General features: G+C 59.2%; 19 protein-coding genes. 6 read left to right on the forward strand and 13 right to left on the reverse strand.

Features of this window, described 5'->3' with window-relative positions; translation table 11 throughout:
• The first annotated feature begins 23 nt into the window (after positions 1–23).
• Complete coding sequence (locus ACP0GE_RS02150) at positions 24–1,088, forward strand: AbrB family transcriptional regulator (protein WP_424830357.1); 1,065 nt, start codon at positions 24–26, stop codon at positions 1,086–1,088.
• Here the strand turns inward: ACP0GE_RS02150 and ACP0GE_RS02155 are convergent.
• The 5 genes from ACP0GE_RS02155 to ACP0GE_RS02175 form a co-directional block, all read right to left on the reverse strand.
• On the reverse strand, positions 1,057–2,037 hold the full coding sequence (locus ACP0GE_RS02155; RefSeq protein WP_424830358.1) for a D-2-hydroxyacid dehydrogenase family protein: 981 nt from the start codon (positions 2,035–2,037) through the stop codon (positions 1,057–1,059). The two genes, ACP0GE_RS02150 and ACP0GE_RS02155, sit on opposite strands and share 32 nt — an antisense overlap.
• Positions 2,034–2,270 carry a hypothetical protein gene (locus ACP0GE_RS02160; protein ID WP_424830359.1) on the reverse strand — a complete coding sequence of 79 codons (237 nt, stop codon included), beginning with the start codon at positions 2,268–2,270 and terminating at the stop codon, positions 2,034–2,036. The genes ACP0GE_RS02155 and ACP0GE_RS02160 overlap by 4 nt, the downstream gene beginning before the upstream one ends.
• A 51-nt stretch (positions 2,271–2,321) precedes the next feature.
• Positions 2,322–3,410 (reverse strand): 4-oxalomesaconate tautomerase, encoded by a 1,089-nt coding sequence (locus ACP0GE_RS02165; protein WP_424830360.1) that lies wholly within the window; start codon positions 3,408–3,410, stop codon positions 2,322–2,324.
• A gap of 9 nt (positions 3,411–3,419) precedes the next feature.
• Positions 3,420–5,450: a tripartite tricarboxylate transporter permease gene (locus tag ACP0GE_RS02170; protein WP_424830361.1), complete on the reverse strand. Its 2,031-nt coding sequence runs from the start codon at positions 5,448–5,450 to the stop codon at positions 3,420–3,422.
• Between the two features lie 78 nt (positions 5,451–5,528).
• Entirely contained in the window at positions 5,529–6,617 is a 1,089-nt protein-coding gene (locus tag ACP0GE_RS02175; RefSeq protein WP_424830362.1) for a tricarboxylate transporter, read from the reverse strand.
• 139 nt (positions 6,618–6,756) lie between these two features.
• Here ACP0GE_RS02175 and ACP0GE_RS02180 point away from each other — a divergent pair, with 139 nt between their 5' ends.
• Positions 6,757–7,425, forward strand: a complete 669-nt coding sequence (locus ACP0GE_RS02180) for a response regulator transcription factor (RefSeq protein WP_424830363.1) — start codon at positions 6,757–6,759, stop codon at positions 7,423–7,425.
• Positions 7,422–8,789 carry a sensor histidine kinase gene (locus ACP0GE_RS02185; RefSeq protein ID WP_424830364.1) on the forward strand — a complete coding sequence of 456 codons (1,368 nt, stop codon included), beginning with the start codon at positions 7,422–7,424 and terminating at the stop codon, positions 8,787–8,789. The genes ACP0GE_RS02180 and ACP0GE_RS02185 overlap by 4 nt, the downstream gene beginning before the upstream one ends.
• Positions 8,790–8,855: 66 nt before the next feature.
• Here the strand turns inward: ACP0GE_RS02185 and ACP0GE_RS02190 are convergent, their stop codons facing one another.
• From ACP0GE_RS02190 to ACP0GE_RS02215, 6 genes are read right to left on the reverse strand one after another with little or no spacing between them, the layout of a single operon-like run.
• Positions 8,856–9,491: an isochorismatase family cysteine hydrolase gene (locus ACP0GE_RS02190; RefSeq protein WP_424830365.1), complete on the reverse strand. Its 636-nt coding sequence runs from the start codon at positions 9,489–9,491 to the stop codon at positions 8,856–8,858.
• Entirely contained in the window at positions 9,488–10,255 is a 768-nt protein-coding gene (locus ACP0GE_RS02195) for an N-formylglutamate amidohydrolase (RefSeq protein ID WP_424830366.1), read from the reverse strand. Before ACP0GE_RS02195 ends, ACP0GE_RS02190 begins: the two co-directional genes overlap by 4 nt.
• Complete coding sequence (locus ACP0GE_RS02200) at positions 10,252–11,145, reverse strand: branched-chain amino acid ABC transporter permease (protein WP_424830367.1); 894 nt, start codon at positions 11,143–11,145, stop codon at positions 10,252–10,254. Before ACP0GE_RS02200 ends, ACP0GE_RS02195 begins: the two co-directional genes overlap by 4 nt.
• A gap of 2 nt (positions 11,146–11,147) precedes the next feature.
• Positions 11,148–11,864: an ABC transporter ATP-binding protein gene (locus ACP0GE_RS02205; protein ID WP_424830368.1), complete on the reverse strand. Its 717-nt coding sequence runs from the start codon at positions 11,862–11,864 to the stop codon at positions 11,148–11,150.
• A gap of 13 nt (positions 11,865–11,877) precedes the next feature.
• Positions 11,878–13,029: an ABC transporter substrate-binding protein gene (locus ACP0GE_RS02210; RefSeq protein WP_424830369.1), complete on the reverse strand. Its 1,152-nt coding sequence runs from the start codon at positions 13,027–13,029 to the stop codon at positions 11,878–11,880.
• Between the two features lie 28 nt (positions 13,030–13,057).
• Complete coding sequence (locus ACP0GE_RS02215; RefSeq protein ID WP_424830370.1) at positions 13,058–14,836, reverse strand: ATP-binding cassette domain-containing protein; 1,779 nt, start codon at positions 14,834–14,836, stop codon at positions 13,058–13,060.
• A 123-nt stretch (positions 14,837–14,959) separates the two neighbouring features.
• Between ACP0GE_RS02215 and ACP0GE_RS02220 the strand changes: the two genes are divergently transcribed.
• Both ACP0GE_RS02220 and ACP0GE_RS02225 read left to right on the forward strand, forming a co-directional pair.
• A complete protein-coding gene (locus tag ACP0GE_RS02220) occupies positions 14,960–15,805 on the forward strand; it encodes a MurR/RpiR family transcriptional regulator (protein ID WP_424830371.1) in 846 nt (281 codons plus the stop codon).
• Positions 15,802–17,112: a glutamine synthetase gene (locus tag ACP0GE_RS02225; RefSeq protein WP_424830372.1), complete on the forward strand. Its 1,311-nt coding sequence runs from the start codon at positions 15,802–15,804 to the stop codon at positions 17,110–17,112. The genes ACP0GE_RS02220 and ACP0GE_RS02225 overlap by 4 nt, the downstream gene beginning before the upstream one ends.
• Positions 17,113–17,222: 110 nt before the next feature.
• On the opposite strand, the gene ACP0GE_RS02230 is transcribed toward ACP0GE_RS02225, so the two are convergent.
• Positions 17,223–17,924 (reverse strand): GntR family transcriptional regulator, encoded by a 702-nt coding sequence (locus tag ACP0GE_RS02230; RefSeq protein ID WP_424830164.1) that lies wholly within the window; start codon positions 17,922–17,924, stop codon positions 17,223–17,225.
• Between the two features lie 77 nt (positions 17,925–18,001).
• Between ACP0GE_RS02230 and ACP0GE_RS02235 the strand changes: the two genes are divergently transcribed.
• Positions 18,002–18,574: a HutD family protein gene (locus ACP0GE_RS02235; protein ID WP_424830165.1), complete on the forward strand. Its 573-nt coding sequence runs from the start codon at positions 18,002–18,004 to the stop codon at positions 18,572–18,574.
• On the opposite strand, the gene ACP0GE_RS02240 is transcribed toward ACP0GE_RS02235, so the two are convergent.
• Positions 18,535–19,896 (reverse strand): formimidoylglutamate deiminase, encoded by a 1,362-nt coding sequence (locus ACP0GE_RS02240; RefSeq protein WP_424830166.1) that lies wholly within the window; start codon positions 19,894–19,896, stop codon positions 18,535–18,537. The genes ACP0GE_RS02235 and ACP0GE_RS02240 overlap by 40 nt on opposite strands.
• Positions 19,897–19,946 lie beyond the last annotated feature (50 nt).

A 19,946-nucleotide genomic window follows, 5' to 3' on the forward strand; every position in this document is an offset into this window, starting at 1 on the left:
TCAACCACATCGGAATCCGCGCATTGACCACCCAGAACGACGAACCTACTGCTCTGAAAAAGCGGGCCGTGACCTTCGGGCTTGCAGTGTTGGGCACCGGAATCTTTTGGGCGCTGAACTTGCCGCTGCCTTTCTTGTTCGGCCCGATGAGCGCCTGTCTGATCGCGGCCCTCGCTCACGCGCCGATGGAGGGATTTGGGCAGGTGTCGGTGGCGGCTCGCACCATTCTGGGTGTGGCGGTGGGCGCATCAATCACCCCGGCTTTGTTTGTTGAATTGCCGAAAATGGCCGCGTCGATTGCGCTGATCCCGTTTTTCATCCTGCTGATCGCGCTGGTCGGTGTGCCATTCTTTCGAAAAGTCTGGGGCTTCGACACGGCAACTGCTTTCTATGCGGCCATGCCCGGCGGCTTGCAGGATATGATCATTTTCGGCACCGAGGCCGGAGCGAACCCACGCACCCTGTCCCTGATCCACGGCACGCGCGTGTTAATTATCGTGACGCTGGCCCCTCTGTTTATGACGGTGTTTTACGACGCCCAACTCACCAACCCAATCGGAGAGCCCGCGCGCGACCTGCCGGTGCATGAATTGGCCCTGATGGTTTTGGCAGCCTTTGTCGGCTGGAAAGGTGGCGAGCGCATCGGCCTGTTCGGCGCGTCCATTCTGGGGCCGATGACACTGACTGCTGCACTGTCGCTCGGGGACTTCATCCATACCCGCCCTCCGCGCGAAGCCATCCTTGTTGCGCAATTCTTCATTGGATGTGGCATCGGCGTGAAATTTGTCGGCGTCACCTGGATCGAACTGCGCAAGGTTGTGGCTGCGGGTTGCGCCTATGTGGTGGTGCTGGCGATGCTGGCCGCGGCCTTCACCGCCGTTGTCACCACTTTGGGCCTCGGAAAACCGGTCGAAGCATTTCTGGCCTATGCCCCCGGCGGTCAAGCCGAGATGACGGTTCTGGCCATCGTCTCGGGCGCAGATCTGAGCTTTGTCATCACCCACCATCTGACAAGGATCGTGCTGGTGATCATCGGCGCGCCCATAGCGGCCAACCTTATCCTGCGCTGGTCCAAACCTCGGGGTTGATCATGTGGATCGGAGCGCCTTCGGCATATGCGTTCACCTGATCGAAAATATCCGCGAATTGCAGGTCGAACTCGTCCTCGGTCACAAAACCTATATGCGGTGTCGCGATCAGGTTGGGATGCGACAATAACGGATCGTTCGGATCGGTCAGCGGCTCGGTATCGAACACATCAATCGCCGCCTTGCCGGGGCGACCCGAGTTGAGCGCCTCAAGCAAAGCGCCCGGAGCGATCAGCCCGGCCCGTGAAGTGTTCACGAACAGCGCCCCGGGTTGCATCTGCGCAAAATCCGATGCGGTGATGATCCCGCGCGTATCCGGTTTCAGGCGCACATGGACCGAAACGACATCACTGTTGGCAAAGAACGCCTCACGGCTGGGCGCGACCTCTGCACTATCAGCCTGCGCACGTGTCCGGCCTTCCTCGGACGACCACCAGACCACATCCATCCCGAACGCCTTGGCATAACCTGCAACAGCGCGCGCAATTCGGCCATAGCCATAAAGCCCCAATTGGCGGCCACGCAGCGTTTTGCCCACACCGGCTTGCCAGTGCCCTGCTTTGGCCGAAATCATCTGCGCAGGCAAATCGCGCATCCCGGCCATGATCAGCGCCCATGTAAGTTCGGCAGCGGCATAGGACGGCGTACCGCCATGCATGTTCGAACACAACAGCACGCCGTGATCTGTGCAGGCCCCAACGTCGACATGAGGATAAACGCTGCGCTGGCTGATCAGTCGCAGGTTGGGAAGGGACTCAAGCAGTTCACGCGTCACTTTCGTGCGCTCCCGGAACAGGACCAGTGCTTCGGTGTCTTTCAGGCGCGAGGCTAGTGTTCCGGTGTCATCAACGTGATCTGTCCAGATGGTCACATCATGATCGGCGAGTTTCGCAAAGCAAGGCAAACCCCGTAGCGTGTCAAACCAATCATCGAGAATGTGTATTTTCATCGGCTTTCAACGCTTTGCCCGGCGGTCGGTTTTCTTGGGGTCGGAATAAAATACGGAGCCTCAAGCGCCGCCAGAGCATTCCGGACACGTTCGCTTTGATCCAGCAGGTGATTGAATTGCTCGTCGCAACCCGCAATCGGCGTTGGGTAATCCGCCATATCCCGCCGCAGCGCAGTTTGTGCGAGTTTGAGTTCTTGCCGAGCAATATCGAGGCACTCGGAATAGTTGTCCATCGCGACGCTCCCTTTTGGTATACTAAAGTATACCAAATACGCTGTACCCGATCAACTCCCCTCCCACACGGCCCGTGGCACGTAAACATGTCCATCTGCCAGTTTGCGCGCGGTACGCACCAAACCCGCGGCATTGAGGGTAAATCCGTCGGTGTCCACATAATCCACCAGAACGTCTATCTTGCCCGAGGCGTGCTCGAGCGCCACTTCAGCCGGACTCGCCTCGGGCCGTTCCAAAAGCCCGTCCGCAACTGTTCCAGGTGTCAGCGCACACGAAGCCATGCATTGCGCGCCTGTGACAGCCATCGTTGGATGTGTCTTCCACGGCATGAAATACCGCACCGAAATTGTTCCGCCCGCTCTGGCCGGTGCAAAAAGTCCAAATTTCGGAGTGACCGACTGCGAAACATCGCCCATCCCCATTCTTTGACCTGCTTCGATCCGAATAGCTTCCATCCGGTCAAAGAACGCCCGATTATTGTCCAGTTCTTCAGCGGTTTCATATCCTGTCAGACCAAAGTCAGATGCCCGGGCGATGACCATGGGCATCGCGACGTCCATACAAGTCAGGTCCACCCCCTGCACGGTGTCCCGCAGATTGCCTGTGGGCAGAAACGCCCCGGTGGATGACCCCACGACGCCCCTAAAGCTCAGTTGCACGGGCGCCGCATGCCCAGGAACTCCGGCAATTTCTGCCCGCCCTTCATAAGTCAAATGACCGCCAGGCGTCTGAACCTTCGCCACTACCTGTGCGCCTGTATTTACAGCTCGAATACGAATTTCAGTTTCGTCTTCGGCGGGTTTGATCAATCCCATTTCGATAGCGGCAGGAGCAACGCCAGACAGTATATTTCCGCAGGTGGGTTTGAAGTCGACCAGTTTCTCTTCGACCGAAACCTGCGCAAAGAAATAGTCGATGTCGGCCCAATCATCCTCGCTGATTGACAGCATCGCGACCTTAGTTGTGACTGCCGCCCCGCCGCCGATGCCATCGATGTTGAGGGGGTGCCCAGCGCCGAGCACTGCAATCAGAACGTTCGACAGGGTGTCCGGATTTTCCGGCAGGTCGGTGCGCTTGAAGTAGGGGCCACGGGACGTGCCGCCGCGCATGAAGATAAAGGGGATTGCGGTTTGGGTCATTTCGCGCCCTCACTTCAAAGGCCATGGCAGATCAGCCATGTCCTGCAACAGACCCGGCGGGAAATCGCGGTTCAGTGCACCCGCCATCAGGCACATGAACCCGATACCGCAGGCCGTCAGGACCAGCGTCATCTGCCAACTGGCCCCCGCCCGGATGCGGAAGAAGGCGATCAGGAATCCCAGCAGCGCGAGGATGAACCCCACCACCCAGGTTGCCGCAATCAGGCTGGCGAACCACGCCAGCGTGGACCACAGGCCATGGGGTGCAGTTGCGTCCTCACCCGCGATTTCCTTGTCGGCAAAAATCGCATCACCCTCGGGCCGCCGCATCATCTGGATCAGCAGGATCACGCAGCAGAACAGCGAGACGCTGCCGATCACCAGCGGGATGATCTTGTCGGTCATGTTGTAGTCGGGGATCATGTTGGCGTTGATCAAAGCGACGATCAGATAGGCCATGATCACCAGCAGGAAGATCAATGGCGCGCGCTTTGTACCTGCCTGAACATCACCTTCGGACATGATCATCTTGGCTTGTCGGATGCCCAGAATGACTGAGACCACGGTGACCACGATCAGGACGATCACGATGGGGCTGAAGACGTATTCCATGCCCTCGCCAAAGCTCTTGCGGAACCGGAACGAGGCGATCTGGAAGGCCTGATTGGTGAACTTCTCAACTGGGTTCGACAGAACGAAACCGATCAGGAAGGCCGGACGCGACCAATCGAAACGACGCAGGAAGATACCGATCAGCCCAATCACGAACAGGGCCAGCAAGTCTTCGAAGTTCTGGCCGGACTGGAAGGCGGCAAAGCTGATCAGCATGAACAGGAACGGCGCCAGATAGGTAAAGCGGATTGTGGTCAGCTTGGCGATCCCGCCCGAGGCTGCGATGCACAGGATGGTGCCCACCACGTTGGCAAGCGCCAACAACCAGACAATCGAATAAGTAATGTCGAGATTGTCCTTGAGCATGCTCGGGCCGACCTCGATATCACCCGACCCCAATAGCGCAACCGCGCCGATGAAGATCGCCATCGAGCCTGATCCGGGGATGCCGAACAGCAGCGTTGGTACCAGCCCGCCGCCCTCTTTCGCGTTGTTCGAGCTTTCCGGGCCGATAACCCCGCGCACTTCGCCTTTGCCGAAATTGCTCTTGTCTTTGGTGGATTGAACCGAATGGCCATAGGCGATCCAGTCGACGACCGAGCCGCCGAGGCCGGGAATAACACCAACAACCACACCAATGATCGAACAGCGGACCGAAAGCCAGATATTGGCGAACCAGTCTTTGACACCGTCCAGCCATCCGGCCCCAAGCGAGGCGCCTTTGGCAATCGACCGATCCTGCCGCAGCAGCGAGACGATCTCGGGCACGGCAAAGATGCCCAGGCCAACGATGACCAGCTTCAGACCATCTGTCAGATAGGGAATGTCGTAGGTCGCCATCCGCAGCGAACCGCCCGCATCGGCCTCGCCAATCGTACCCACCATCAGGCCCAAGCCGGCGGCGGCAACGCCCTTCAGCGGGATGCGCCCGGCCAAAATGGCGACCATAGACAGGCCGAGAATTGTGATCATCAGCATCTCGGGCAGGCCAAACGCCAGAACGATGGGTCGCGCGATCAGGATGAACATGGTCAGGAAGGTTGCACCCACCAGCCCTCCGAACAGCGACGAAGAAAAGGCGGCCGACAACGCGCGCGCCGCTTCGCCCTTTTTCGCCATGGGGAATCCATCCAGCACGGTTGCCTGTGACGCCGAACTTCCGGGGATACCCATCAGGACCGATGCGAAGGTGTCCGAGGTCGGCACCACCGCGACCATCCCGATCATCAGTGCCAGCCCCAGGATCGGGTCCATCCCGAACATGAAAGGCAGCAAAAGGGACAGGCCGGCGATACCGCCCAGCCCCGGAAAGACGCCCACGGCCAGCCCCATAACGACGCCGAGAACAAGGTAGCCCAGAACGATAGGTTGCAGGATCAGACCCCACGCATCACCAAGCGCAGGAAGAGCGGTGGCGAAAACCTCCATAGCGGCCGCCTTTCATAAATTGTCTTGTATGCAGAAAAGCGCGCGCCCTACGTTGGGCGCACGCTGCGGCGTGTTGGCCTAGTTCAGCTCGACGCCATAGGCCTCTTTCAGCCAGTTCAGAACGTAGGCTTTGGCGTTGTCGTCGACGTTTGTCGCGGTTTGCAGCGCCGCCTTAGAGCCGTCGCCGACGAACACCGGGTACTTGCCTACGCGTTTGGACGAAATGTCCGCAAAGTCACCACGCTCGGTTACAGCCTGGAACGCTGCGGTGTATGCATCGACTATTTCCTGAGGCGTATCACCGGGCAGGAAGGCCAGCTTCTGAACCGGGAAACCTGCGACAAAGAAGGCTTTCCAAGCATCCCATGCCTCACCGCTGGTTTCACAGCCATCAGTGGCTTCACAGACTTCCTTGAATGTCGGGATGTCCGGGAAAGTCGGGTCGCGGACGATATTACCGTCAGCATCCAGAGCACCCCAGGTCATCATCGGCACAGCCTGACCGGATTCAACCAGCGGGGCCGAACCACCCAGATAGCCGGACGAGGTCTGATAATCGATGTTGGCTTCGCCACGCTCGAACATCAGACGACCATCGCCACGGCCTTTGATGCCAAAGACCGGCTCGACATTCATACCCAGCATTTGCCAAGCCAGCAGCGGGACCAGATCCAGCCGGGTCGCGCCCTGCGAGCCGTAGATGAAATTGGTGTCTTTCAACGCATTGGCAGAGCCATCAAACTTGGCGCCATCCTCGGCGTTCAAATAGGCAACGCCACCGGTACCCGACGCCATGACCGGAATCCAGTCATTGTATTCATAACGGACGCGCGGGTCACTCAGCAGATAGGGGAACTGTGTCGAGCCAGACGTGCCGAACAGCAGCGTGCCGTCGTCATGGCTCTGCTCCTGAAACCAGTTCGCACCCTTGGTCGATCCAGCGCCCGGCATGAACTTGACCACCACAGTCGGCTGACCCGGCAGCGCTTCGGACAGAAGGGGCGCAAAGAAGTTGGCCCATTTGGCCGACCCGCCCGTTTCCGAGAACGGAATGACCCATTCGATGGTCTTGCCCGAGAAATCGACCTCGGCGGCGGCGGGCGCGGCGATACCGGCGGCGGCGATCAGCCCCACGACGGCGCGACGGGTGAAGTTGGAAATGGCCATTGGTTCCTCCCTGTTGACCAGACAACCACGTCGGCGCCCTCCGCGCCACAGTGATCGCAAATGGAACTGTGGGGTTGATTCCCCCTTCCATCTGGCAATCATGGAGCGCCAACCTTGCGCGAAACTTGCAGGAGCCCGAATGCGGATCGTCATCGTCGAGGATAACGAAACCCTCGCCAACGCCATTGCCTATCGCCTGCGCGACCGGGGCCATGCGGCGGATGTGCTGACAGATGGCGATGCTGCCGATCTGTATCTGGAACAGGAAGGCGCGGATCTGATCGTCCTGGACATCAACCTGCCGGGTCGGTCAGGGCTTGAGATCTTGCGGTCTCTGCGCAACCGGGGCGACAGCGCGCCCGTCATCCTGCTGACCGCGCGCACCGAGACCAGCGATCGCGTATCGGGGCTGGATATGGGCGCGGACGATTATCTGGTCAAACCTTTCGAGATGGATGAACTGGAGGCACGTATTCGCGCGCTGTCTCGCCGCAAACAGCTTGATTATGGCGCGCGGGAGATCATCGGAGATCTGGAATTCGACCGCACCGCCCGGCAGGTCAGTGCAAATGGCCAAGTGCTTGACGTACCCCGCCGAGAAATGGCGGTGCTCGAATGCTTGCTGGAACGGCGCGGCAGGATCGTCCCCAAAAGTCAGTTGACCGATTACGTCTACGGCGTAGGCGCCGATGTCGAGGATTCAGCCGTCGAACCGCATGTGTCACGGTTGCGCAAGCGCCTTCAGAACCTTGGCATCCGGATCAAGACCGCCCGTGGCCTAGGATACTTGCTTGAGGTGCAGAAGTGATCCGGCACGGTTCGCTCAGGCTTAGGCTTTTCATTCTGATCCTGACGCCATTGGTGCTGCTGGCAATCCTGCTTGGATACTGGCGTTACACGGTGGCTCAACAGACAGCGCAGGAGCTTTTTGACGACAGCCTGTTATCCGCCGGTCTGGCCATTTCGCGCGACGTGGCGGTGTCAGAAGGGGATGCGCTGTCGCCCACCACGCGCAGTATGATCCGCGATGCGTCGGGCGGAGAGATTTTCTATCACGTGACCGGACCGGGAGGTATCTACGTGACCGGCTACGCATATCCTCCGGCCTCAGCAAGCTCGTCAGAGCGGGACCCGTACCAGCCGCAGTTCTTCGAAGCGGTTTATCGGGATGAGCCAGTGCGCGTGCTGAAAATGACGGAAAGGGTCACGCTGGATAATCTGGCTGGTGACGCAACTGTCACGGCTTGGCAGCGCATCGCGGATCGCAATGCCTTTGCCAATGAGTTGTCGATCCGCGCTGCGATCCTGATGGGTATCCTGCTTGCAACCCTTGCTTTCGTTGTCTGGTTCGGTGTTGCGCGTGGCTTGCGGCCCCTGCTGGATTTGCAGGACGCGATCGACCTGCGCTCGCCCGACGACCTGAGCGAGATTAAGCGCCCGGTTCCGGCCGAGGTTCGCGGTATCGTGCAGACCCTGAATCGACTGTTTGGGCAGGTCGAGCATAGTATCAACGCTCATCAGGTGTTTATCTCCGAAGCCGCGCATCAGCTGCGAAATCCGGCGGCAGCCGTCCAGTCCATGGCCGAGGCGTTGCGGGACGCGAAGTCGGATGAAGACAAGGACAAACGTATTGTCGAACTTGTGGCGGCGGCAAAAAACTCGGCCACGGTGGCGGAGCAGCTTCTATCATTGGAACGGCTGCGGCACCCAACACACCAGGATCAGATGGATGAGATTGATTTCCGCCAAGTCGTCGAGGAAGCCTGCGCAGAGATGGGCGTTCCCATCCTTGCCAAGGGTATCGAATTCGATGTCACGATGCCCGAAAAGAAGGTCTTGGTGTCAGGTGACCGGGTGTTTTTAAGTGAAGCTATCAAGAACTTGTTGGACAATTCGCTTAAACACGGCGGCGATGTACTGAGCAGAATATCGGTTACGTTGCGGTGCGATGATGAAGCCGTGCAGTTGAGCGTAATCGATAACGGAAAGGGGCTAGCGCCCGACGAAAGTGAAGCAGCATTTGGCCGCTTCTCACAGTTGGAGCACTCGGAGGGTAGCGGGTTAGGTTTGTCGATTGTCTCTGCTGTGGCGCAACGCCACGGAGGACATGTTTCAATCGACAAGGTCAATATAGGCGCCAGCCTTACACTTACCTTGCCGAGGGCGCATTGATCTTTGGTGGAGGTCTCCGCTCACATTGCCGATGCGGGCAAGCAGGGCGTAGGTCTGCAAACGCCTCTAGCCAAGTTCCGCAATCAGTTCGCGCGTGGAGACCTGCCGACAATAGCCTTTGATCGTTCTCAGGCTGTGGTCGTGGCGATCCTGAGTGTAGGTGAGGCAGGCGTCTGTGACTTGCGTGACCAGGTAGCCTAGGTCGCAGGCGTCGCGGATTGCACTTTCGACACATTGGTCTGTGATCAGGCCCGAGATAACCAGTTGGCGCACCCCGAGATTGCGCAGGATGTAATCAATATGGGTCGAGACAAAGACCGAGGACGAGGTTTTGGGTAGAACGATCTCATCGCCTTCCGGTGCAATCTGGTCAATGACCTTACCGTCCCATGATCCTTTTGGCACGTGGAAACCGGTGATTTTGTAGTCGAGTGACCGGTCACGCCCATCAAGTGTCAGGCTTTCGATGGTGGTGTACATCACTTCGATATCCGCCTGTCTACACGCGGTCTGAAGGGCCTGCATGTTGGGGATCACTCGACTTTGCAGCTCAGAAAAGAACCAGCCATATTTGCCTTTGAATTCGGCATCCGGCAGATCCTTGAATTCGCCTCCATCACGACGAGCCGCGAAATTCTGAACGTCGATGAACAGAAGTGCCGACTGCGCCGGGTCAAGTGGGAGGTTGCGGGTCAGTGTCATGGGGTGGTCTCCAAAAGGGCTTGGATGGCATTGGCCTGTAGATCGGCCCAGCGGTCAATCCCAGTCGTATCCCGGAGCTGATCATTGCGAATTTCGATCAGGGCATGGTACACGCCGCGCGGCTCGGCGTGGGCGGGGATGAACCAATCGGTTTCGTCATCAATCTGGTAGGGTTGATTTGCGGTCAGCAGAAGTTCAGGCGCGGCTCGGCTGATATGGGCAATCAGCGATTGGGCAGTTCCCAGATCGCGGCGGGTCAGGAAACCTGCATGCCAGGGACGATACGGGCCACCTTCCAATGCGGGTGTGAAGGAGTGAACCGAAAACGCCGCCCTGCGGGGATGGCGGTCAAACCCTTCTCGTACTGCATCTGCCAGCGGGTCGAATATCTCGCGAATGCGGGCTGTGCGCTCATCGGTATCGAGACTGGTATTCCCGGGGACTATCTGTTCGTCACTGATTTCAGGTATGGCACTGGGGGAAAGCGGCGGTCGGTTACAGTCGATGACCAGACGGCTGTAGCGTTGCAGGATCAGCGGAGCGTTCAGCCGTTCTGCGATACCACGCGCCAGGGCTTCGGCCCCGATATCCCAGCCGATATGGGTGTCAATCACACCTTCAGTCAGCCCCAGATCACCCAGCGCACGGGGTACTTCCTGACCGGCATGTTCGCAAAGCAGCAGCACTGGCGACGGGCTGTCAGCGTTGACCCACTCCACCGGAGGAGGATCGGCATTGCCAAGAAGCCGGGGTGCGCGGGTCATACCTTTTGCGCCTGCAAGGTTGCCGCCGGGATCAGCCCGTTGGGTCTGAGGATCAGGATCAGTACCACTAGGCTGAGCCCAATGGGCTCGCGAAATTCCTGCCATTCTGCGGGCAGGAAAGCGGCCAGAAACACCTCGATAAAGCCAAGTGCAAAGCCGCCGGCAACTGCCCCTTTGAGCGAACCAAGCCCACCCAGTATGGCCGCGATAAACGCCTTGAGGACGGGTGTGAACCCCATCAGCGGATCAACGGATGCGCGCTGTGAGACCCATAGGACAGCCGCCACACCAGCCAGAAGGCCAGAAAGGGCAAAGGCTGCCGAGATCACGGTATTTGCCCGGATGCCCATGAGGCGGGCAATGGCGAAATCCTCGGCAGCGGCGCGCATGGCAATGCCGTGCTTTTGCCGTTTCATAAACAGCTCAAGCGCAATCAGCATCACGATTGTCGCAAGGATCGCGAATATCTTGTTCACCCCGATAATGAGGCCACCAACGGTGACGCTCTGGCTTAGCAGATCGGGCAGGATCACCGGCTGCGAACGGGCCGAGATCAGGTTCTGGAACAGCACTTGCAGGATCATGGCCACCGCAAAGCTGGTGACAAGCATGGTGGCACCCGAGGCGTTGCGGACCGGTCGGAAAGCTATCCGTTCCATAGCCATGGCCGCCAGCATCGGGGCCAGAATGGCCAGTGGGGCGCTGATTGCAAAAGGAAAACCCGCGAGCCCGCAAAACATCAGCACATAGCCAGCAATGGTCATCAGTTCACCATGAGCGAAATTGATCAGTCCCATGATCGAAAACACTACCGCCAGACCCAGCGCCAACAGCGCATATGTCCCACCCAAGGCGAGCGCATTGACGGTTTGCTGAAGGATCAGGTCCATGTTCAGTGCACTCCGAGGTAGCTGGCGCTCATGTCTTCCGAAGCACGCATTTCTGCGGCGCTGCCAGCGCGGGTGATTTGGCCTGAAGCCATCAAATATGCACGGTCTGCGATCTCAAGCGCTCCGGCCACGTTCTGCTCGACCAGAAAGATCGTTACGCTCTGATCGCGCAGGGTTGAGATCAGTTCGAACACTTGTTCGACTACAAGAGGGGCCAGCCCGAGTGATGGCTCGTCCAGCAACAATAGGCGCGGATTGCACATCAGCGCTCGTCCAATGGCCAGCATCTGCTGTTGCCCGCCGGACAGCGTTCCGGCGAATTGATTCTGACGTTCGGCGAGAATGGGGAAAAGCGTAAAGACACGATCCTGTGCCGCCCTGATTTCGGAAGGGTCCGACACCGCGTAGGCCCCCATACGCAGGTTGTCTGCAACGGTGAGAGTGCCAAAGACCCGCCGCCCTTCGGGTGCCAGGGTCAGCCCGGAAATTGGGATTTCTTCCGGGGGCAGGTCGGTGATGTCGCGCCCGTCGAAAATGACCCGGCCGTCGGCCACCGGTGCCAGACCTGCGATCCCGTTCATGGTTGACGATTTCCCGGCCCCGTTGGCACCCAGAAGGGCGGCAATCTCGCCCTTCCGGATTTCAAGATTAATACCGCGCACGGCCTCTACGGCACCGTAGCGCAACTTGAAGTTTTCAAGCTTCAGAAGCACGGACATGCGCGGGCGGTCCTTATTGCATCCGTGGGGCAGGGATCAGGTCGGCCTGCGGCGCTGGCTGACCCACCAATTCACGCTCTGCCCCTTTGACACGGACAAGCGAGACCTGGCGGACCGGCATGCCGGTGGTGCCTTTATAGGTGATCAGGCTGGTTGCGCCCTGCACATCCTCAAGGTTGGCCATAGCGTCACGGATCGCCTGCGGCTCGGTCGAGCCAGCGGCCAGCACGGCGGCCTCTAGCACTTTTACCAGATCATAGCCCACCGCGTTGAAAACAGTCTCAGAGTCATTGCCGGTAGTTTCCTTGTAGAGTGCGTTGAACGCCTCCAGCGGGCTGCCTTCGGTGGCATGTCCGGCGGTGGTGAACACAACGCCTTCGGCCACGTCGCCCAAGCCAAAGGTTGTCGGGCTGTCGATGCCGTCGGAGCCGATAACCTGCCCATCATAACCCGCCGCGCGCAGCGCCTTGATGAAGGTCGGGAAATCGGGTTCATAGGCCGATGTCATCACCACATCGGGAGCCGGGTCGAGGGCCGCGATCTGCGTGGCGATTGCGGAAAAGTCGGGTTGACCGATATTGTAGGTCGCCTCTCCTACAATCTCGCCACCAAGCGCTTTCATCACATCAGCGAAGTAAAGCGGCATCGTCGTGTACTGGCTGTCCGGGGAATACAGGATAAACGCTGTCTTGTGACCCTGATCAAATGCCCATGAGGCCGAGACCGTAGCCTGCACATTATCCCCGGGGAAATTGGCAAAGACATAGTCCCCGCCTATAAGCGGCAGTGTTGGCGACGAGGCACAGGTAGAGATCGCCGGGATCTGCGCCGCGCCGACGATGGCGGCGGCTGCAATAGATGGATCCGCGTCGCAGGGCAGCACAATGGCCTCGGACCCGTCATCGACCAGCTCCTGCACCGAGATTGAGGTCTGAGCGGTGTCAGAGCGCACGTCCTTCTCGTTCATCTCGATCATGATGGTGCCACCAATACCGCCCGCGGCATTGATCTCGTCCACGGCGATGCGGATGCCTTCGACCACGGGCGCGTCGTATGGTGCCAACCCGCCGGTCTGTGCAGTGGCCAGACCCAGTTTCAGCTCATCGGCCTGCGCGGCGAGTGCTGCAAAGGCCAGTAAGGACGAAGTCGTCAGAATGTGTTTCATAACAGGTCTCCCTAGATTGGTTGTCGTTTTATGTCGCAGATGTGCCCAGATAGGCCTCAATCACTGCGGGGTCTTTGCGCACCTCTTCGGGGGTGCCTTCGGCGATCAGTTTGCCTTCATTCAGGACAGTGATGCGGTGACACAGGGCGTTGATCAGCCCCAGATCGTGATCGACCAGCAGAATGCCGATCCCCAATTCGCTGTTCAGTTTGCGTAGGGTTTCCATCAGCGCATCGGTTTCGTCGCGGTTCATGCCTGCGGCGGGTTCGTCCAGAAAAATAAGCGAGGGCTGACAGACCAGCGCCCGGGCAATCTCGACCCTGCGCTGATCACCGTATGAGAGTGTGCCAGCCTGCAGTTCAGCCACCTGTTCAAGGCCCAGCCATGTCAGCGCGCCAGCGACCCGGGCACGTGAGTTCTTTCCACCCTGTGTCGACAGAGCTGCGGCCTGCACGTTCTGATAGACGCTGAGCGTGGGAAAGAGGCGGATGTTCTGAAATGTGCGGGCGATGCCAGCGTCTGCGAACTTGTGCGGAGGTAATCTGGTAAGATCGCTGATGCCCCGCGTGATTTCACCGTCGGTAGGACGCAGGACGCCTGAAAGCTGGTTTAGAAGCGTAGTCTTGCCGGACCCATTGGGACCGATCAGCCCCAGAATCTCTCCGGGCTTGACCGTTATGCTGACCTGATCCGTGGCGGCCAAACCGCCAAATCGTTTTGTGACGCCCTTGGCCTCCAACGGTTCCGTTCCGGCAGGGGATAGCGGCAGCGGGGAAGCTTTCGACCGGTGCGGGGTGATCAGCCATTCTTCCCACTCCTTCAATCCCGCCAGACCTTCGGGGCGGCGCACGAGGGCCAGAAGTATCAACAACCCTATACCGATTTGAGTGGTGCCAAAAACCTGCGGGATTTCCACGAACCCCAGATCCAGCCCACCCTCAAGCCGCCGCAGGAATTCAGTAATCAGCGTTACAACAACCGCGCCCAGTATTGCGCCGGTTATTGTGGTCATCCCGCCCACGATCAGCATGGCCAACAAGAAGAAAGTGTCGGTGAAATAGAATTTCTTAGGGCTGAAGGCACCGAGGAAATGCGCAATCAACGCCCCCGAAAGCGCCATCAGACCGGCGCTAAGCACCAGCGCGATGAACCGCTCACGCCGAACATTGACCCCGATTGCGGCTGCGGCAATCGCGTTCTCTCTGCCCGCGCGCAACCGCAGGCCCGAGGTTGAATCCCTGTATAGCCGCACCACGACCAGCGCGATCAGGCATCCTGCGGCGGCGACCCAGATTGTAGTCTCTCGGGGCACCCCAAAAAAGGTCTGCGCGCCCCGCGTTACATCGCGCCAGCCGATCAGTATTCCGTGGGTGATGATCAGCAGCGCCAGAGTTGAGATAGTTGCAGCCGACCCCTCAAGGCGCCAGATCGCCAACCCCACTACGACGGCGACCGCCATTGAGATCACGACCGCCGCCACGGTAGCCGGCAGAAGGCCTGTTTGGGTTGTTGCCAACCATTCTGGCAGGGCGGGCAGGGTCGCCGACTTTAGTTGGGCTGGCAAGGTCAACAACGCGGCGGCATAGGCCCCGATGCCCATGAATGACAAGTGCCCAAAGCTCAGAATGCCGGAATTTCCGGAATAAAGTCCCATTGCCGCAATCGCTGTCAGCGAAATCAGAAATACTATGATGGTCCGCTGAATCGACGTTCCGATGATTTGACCGGCGACAGCCAGACACAGCACAAAGCCGAGCACCGCCAACAGGGCGGCAACAAGCTGCATGCGCGGTGCTGTCAGTTCCATGAGAATCCCCTTGGGCGGCTTCAGCAGTAGACGAGAGGAAATTTTCAAAGTCAACATTTCTATCATTGACTGAAAACACATTTTCAATCATGATCTCGTTTACCCAAACCCAACCTTGGACTCATGAGAATTCAGGACCGGATCAAAAACGCCGCCGAGCATCTGACCCCCAGCGAGCGCAAGCTCGCCGCCGTTATCCTGTCTGACTACCCTTATGCTGGCCTTGTCTCGATCCAGGATCTGGCAGAGCACACAGAGGTTTCCGCCCCATCGATTTCGCGTTTTGTCACCAAGATCGGTCTGTCGGGGTATCAGGAATTCCAGCGCGGTCTGATTTCGGAACTGAAAGAAGGGCAGAGATCTCCGCTGGAGCTACACGAGGGCAATCGCGCCATTGAGGGCGCGTTTCTTGGCGACTTCATCTCGCGCGCGACACAGCAAATGGCGGTGTCATCGGCCGCGATCACCGAGGACCAGTTTGCCCGGATAAGCGACCTGCTGATGGACCCGAAGCGAGAGATTCATATCCTTGGCGGCCGCGTGAGCGACTCCATCGCGTTTGTCTTGTCGTTCCATCTGCGTCAGATGCGTAAAGGTGTCTATCATCTGCCTGCCAATATCGAAGCCTGGCCGGAATACCTTCTGCGGATGAAACAGGGCGATCTGCTTTTTGTTGTAGATTTCCGGCGCTATCAGCCAAACTTGCTTGGGCTCAGCCGATCTGCCCATGATCGGGGTGCGCGTATTGTGCTGATGACCGACAAATGGCTTTCACCCATAGCCAAATACGCTGCTGAAGTGATGCCCGTTCCGATCGAAAGTGGTACGCTTTGGGACACTTATACCCCTGCGCTTGCGGTAATTGAGGCGTTGGCGACCAAAATAGCTGAAGACAACTTCGAACAGACTCGCGCCCGGATCAAAGCCTGGGATGCTGTGCGGCTGACAGAACAGGAAAAAATGCCATGACCCCTATGCCACTTATCTTTGCCGGAACCTGCGATCTTGCTGGTAAGGTGCGGGGTAAGGCCTTTCCAGCGGATCAATTGGACAAGCGCCTGCAACGGGGTGTTGGCTGGACTCCTACCAACGTGCAGATCAACTGTTTTGACGGGATCGGCGAAAGCCCCTTTGGCGCCTTGGGTGATTTGCTGTTGATCCCCGATCCGTCGACTGAGGTTAAAGTCGATTTTGGCACCGGGGCTGTTGAGCATTTCATGCTCGGCAATATCACCACACTTGACGGAGATCCCTGGGAGCTGTGCACCCGGTCGCTTTTGCAATCAGCACTGGATCGGTTGCACCAAGTGGCGGGTATTCGTCTGATTGCCGCCTTCGAGCATGAATTCCAGCTGAAAGGTGAACCTGCTGTACGCAATCAGGGCTATGGTCTGGAAGCCTTCGAAGTTCAGCGCTGCCTGTGTGAGACGCTGATGGGTGCGTTAAAGCAGGCTGGAATGGAACCCGACAGCATCATGAAGGAGTATGGTGACAACCAATACGAAGTCGTCGTCGGCCCCAATGAAGGCGTCCGCGCCGCCGATGCGGCGGTCATCCTGCGCGAACTGACCCGTTCCACCGCCCGGTCTCTGGGAGAAGCGGCGACTTTCACACCGATCCGCGATGTGGCAAGCGTGGGCAATGGGGTACATATCCACATGAGTTTCATTGACGATGACGGGCAACCGGTCACATACGACGAAGCTGGTGCCTGCGGAATGTCTGCCCTGACCGGAGCCTTCGCGGCAGGTGTGCTCAAATATCTGGAAAACATCATCGCGCTGACGGCGCCCTCCGATATCTCTTATGAACGACTGACGCCGCATCGCTGGTCAGCAGCTTACAACAATCTGGGTTTTCGCGATCGGGAGGCTTCACTCAGGGTGTGTCCGGTAACTAGGAAGGAACCGGTGTCCATCGCGCGCCAGTTCAATATGGAATACCGCGCCGCGGATGCAGCCGCGTGCCCCCATCTTGCGTTGGCGGCCATTGTTCACGCCGGAGCGCAAGGTATCGAAGAAGGACTGAGGAGTCCTGCTCCGACCGAAGAGGACCTGTCGCTTCTAGCGCCCGACGATCTTGCTGCGCGTGGCTTTATTCGTTTGCCGACCTCGCTTGCTGCGGCGCTGGACCGGTTTGAAGCCAGCGAAACAGCCAAGGGCTGGTTCCCCGTGCCTTTCGCCGCTGTTTATAGGGCACATAAAGAAGCCGAGATGGCTCATGTCGCTGAGATGGATATCACCGGGAAATGTGCGGCTTATGAAGACAGCTATTGATGTAGGGCCACCATTGGCACGTTTTGTAAACCTGATGTCTGACTGGGGGGGGGCTTTGAAACCCCTGCCACGCGTGCTTTTTCAGGTTGGCTGTGCGAACAGGCGGGTGTTTAGTATGTTGTTCTCATTTGGTAACCTTGATGGAATGTCATTCTGACGAATGTGACGGGTTTGTTTTGGAACCATGTGGTGCGTTCGAGCTGGAAGAGGGGTGTTCCGGTTGGGACGGAGAGGAAGTCCTGGAGGGGGCCTGTTGCGGGGACGGCTGAGAAGGCGATTTCGGCGTTTGAGAAGGGAACCTCGGAGAGCAACCATTCATTGGGGCCGGTGCTGAGGAAGTCTTCGGCCACCACATGGGGTACGGCGTCGATATTGATCCAGCGTTCCTCGAACTGGAAGGGCCGGTTGTCGGCGTGGTGCATGCAGGTCAGGTGCAGAACCTGGGCGCCCTCGGGCAGGCCGAGCTTGGCTTGCAGCCAGGCGGGGCAGTCGATCACGGTGCGGCCGACCAGGGCATAGCGGTATTCGGCATTCATCTCTTCGATGGTCTGGCGGACCACGGCGATGGACAGTTTGGCCTGTTTGACGGGCATGGTGACCACGCGGGTGCCGCCTTTGCGCTTGCGGGTGACGATGCCCTGCTCGGCCAGTTCGCGCAGGGCACGGTTGACGGTGGCCCGGGCGCAGCCGAATTCGGCGGCCAGTTCCAGTTCGGTGGGCAGCAGGCTGCCCTGCGGCCAGACGCGGGTCTGGATGCGGTTCAGGACCTCGTCGCGGATCGCCTGAAAGCCGATGTTTTTTTGCTCGGTCAAGTTCTGCTCACTATATGATTTTGCTCATATTCATATTATGTCCAGATCAATAGCAACATGCAAAGAAATTGAACCGGATGCAGATAAGACTGGATGAGATCGCCGCCACACCCTGGGCCAACGGGGGTGGTGTGACCCGAGAGCTGGCCACCCACCAGATCGGGGGGCAGGTCGCCTGGCGCATCAGCGTGGCCGAGATTGAACGGGACGGGCCGTTCTCGCGGTTTCCGGGGCTGGCGCGGGTGCATACGATCATCGATGGGGCCGGGCTGGACCTGCAGGGTGCGGAGGGCACTTTGAAGGCGCGGCCGTTTGCGCCTCTGTCCTTTGACGGGGCGCTGGAGTTGCAGGCGCGCTTGCTGGATGGCCCGTGCCGGGCGTTCAACGTGATCTATGATCCGCAGATTGTCACGGTCACGGTGGATGTTCGTACCGGCGCGCAGGCGTTCGACGCGGCGGCGGATGCGTTTGTCTTTGTTGCGGTGGGAGGGGTTACGATAAACGGCACCGGGTTGGTCGCAGGCGAGGCGATGAGGCCGGACGACGCTGTAACGATCATTCCGGCCCCCGGGGCCAAGGTTCTGCATGCCCGGTTTGTGGACGCCCCGATTCAGAGATCGGCCAGAAGCCCGGCTATTGCGGTCCGGTAGTTCGAGACAATCCGGTCACGATTTACATGGCGGCCATTCTGCACCTGATGGCGGCCAGCGGACCACAGATCGGTGACCACATGATCCTTGGCGGCAAAGACCAGCCCGTCCAGCAATTGATCAGAGCGGAGCGCGCAGAGCGCCGGGTTCCGGCTGTCGATGGCCACGAGATCGGCCAGTTGGCCCGGGGCGATCTCTCCGGCGTTGCGGCCTAAAGCCTGTGCGCCACCAGTGGCCGCGCCGCAATAAAGGGTCTGCCCGACCGAACCCTCACCCACGACCAGCACATTGCGTGACAGATCGCGCAGGCGCTGGGAGTATTCCAATATACGCAGTTCTTCGGTCAGGGAAATCAGCACGTTGGAATCCGAGCCCACGCCAAAGGCCCCTCCTGCATTCAGGTAGGTTGGGCCGTTGAAGGGGCCGTCGCCCAGATTGGCCTCGGTCACCGGGCACAGGCCTGCAACGGCCCCGCTGGCGGCCATGGTGCGGGTCTCATCCTCGGTCATATGGGTGGCGTGGATCAGGCACCAGCGCGCATCGACCGGGGCATTGGCCAGCAGCCATTCCACCGGGCGGGCCCCCAGACCGGCCTGGACCTCGGCCACTTCCTTGGGCTGTTCTGCAATGTGGATATGGATCGGACCGGTGCCTTGCGCGGCCACCACCTGCGCCAGATCGGCGGGCGAGGTGGCGCGCAGAGAGTGTGGCGCGATGCCGACGCGGCAGTCGCCGGGCAGGGTCGCGCGTGCGTCCCGCGCCTGATCGACCAGCGTGCAGAAACGGTCGACGTCATTGCCAAATCGTGCCTGCCCCGGTTCAAGCGGCTTTTCCCCGACACCGGCATAGGAATACAGCACCGGCAGATGGGTCAGGCCAATTCCGGTCTCGGCGGCGGCCTCCATGATCCGGTCGCTGAGTTCGGCGAGGCGGTCATAAGGCTGCCCGTCCGGCCGGTGATGCAGGTAGTGGAACTCGCCGACCGAGGCATACCCGGCCTCCTGCATCTCAAGGTAGACCAGTGCGGCGATGGCCTGTACCTGCTCGGGGCTCAGGTGTGCGGTGAAGCGATACATCAGATCGCGCCAGGTCCAGAAACTGTCGCGACCGGCCAGACGGTATTCGGTCATCCCGGCCATGGCGCGCTGAAAGGCATGGCTGTGCAGATTGGCCAGCGCAGGCAGCAGGGTGTCGACATGCGTATCGCCCGGTTGTGCTGTCACATTCGGGGTCAGGCGCGCAATGCAGCCTTCTTCGAGCTCGACGCGCAGGTTGTCTGCCCAGCCGGTTGCGAGCAATGCGCGGTTTGCAAAAATGGCCATCGTGCCGTCCTCCGATTTTATGGATAGACATATGGCATAAAGACTTGTAC

The sequence above is a fragment of the Ruegeria sp. genome, assembly GCF_965243365.1.
Taxonomy (GTDB): domain Bacteria; phylum Pseudomonadota; class Alphaproteobacteria; order Rhodobacterales; family Rhodobacteraceae; genus Ruegeria.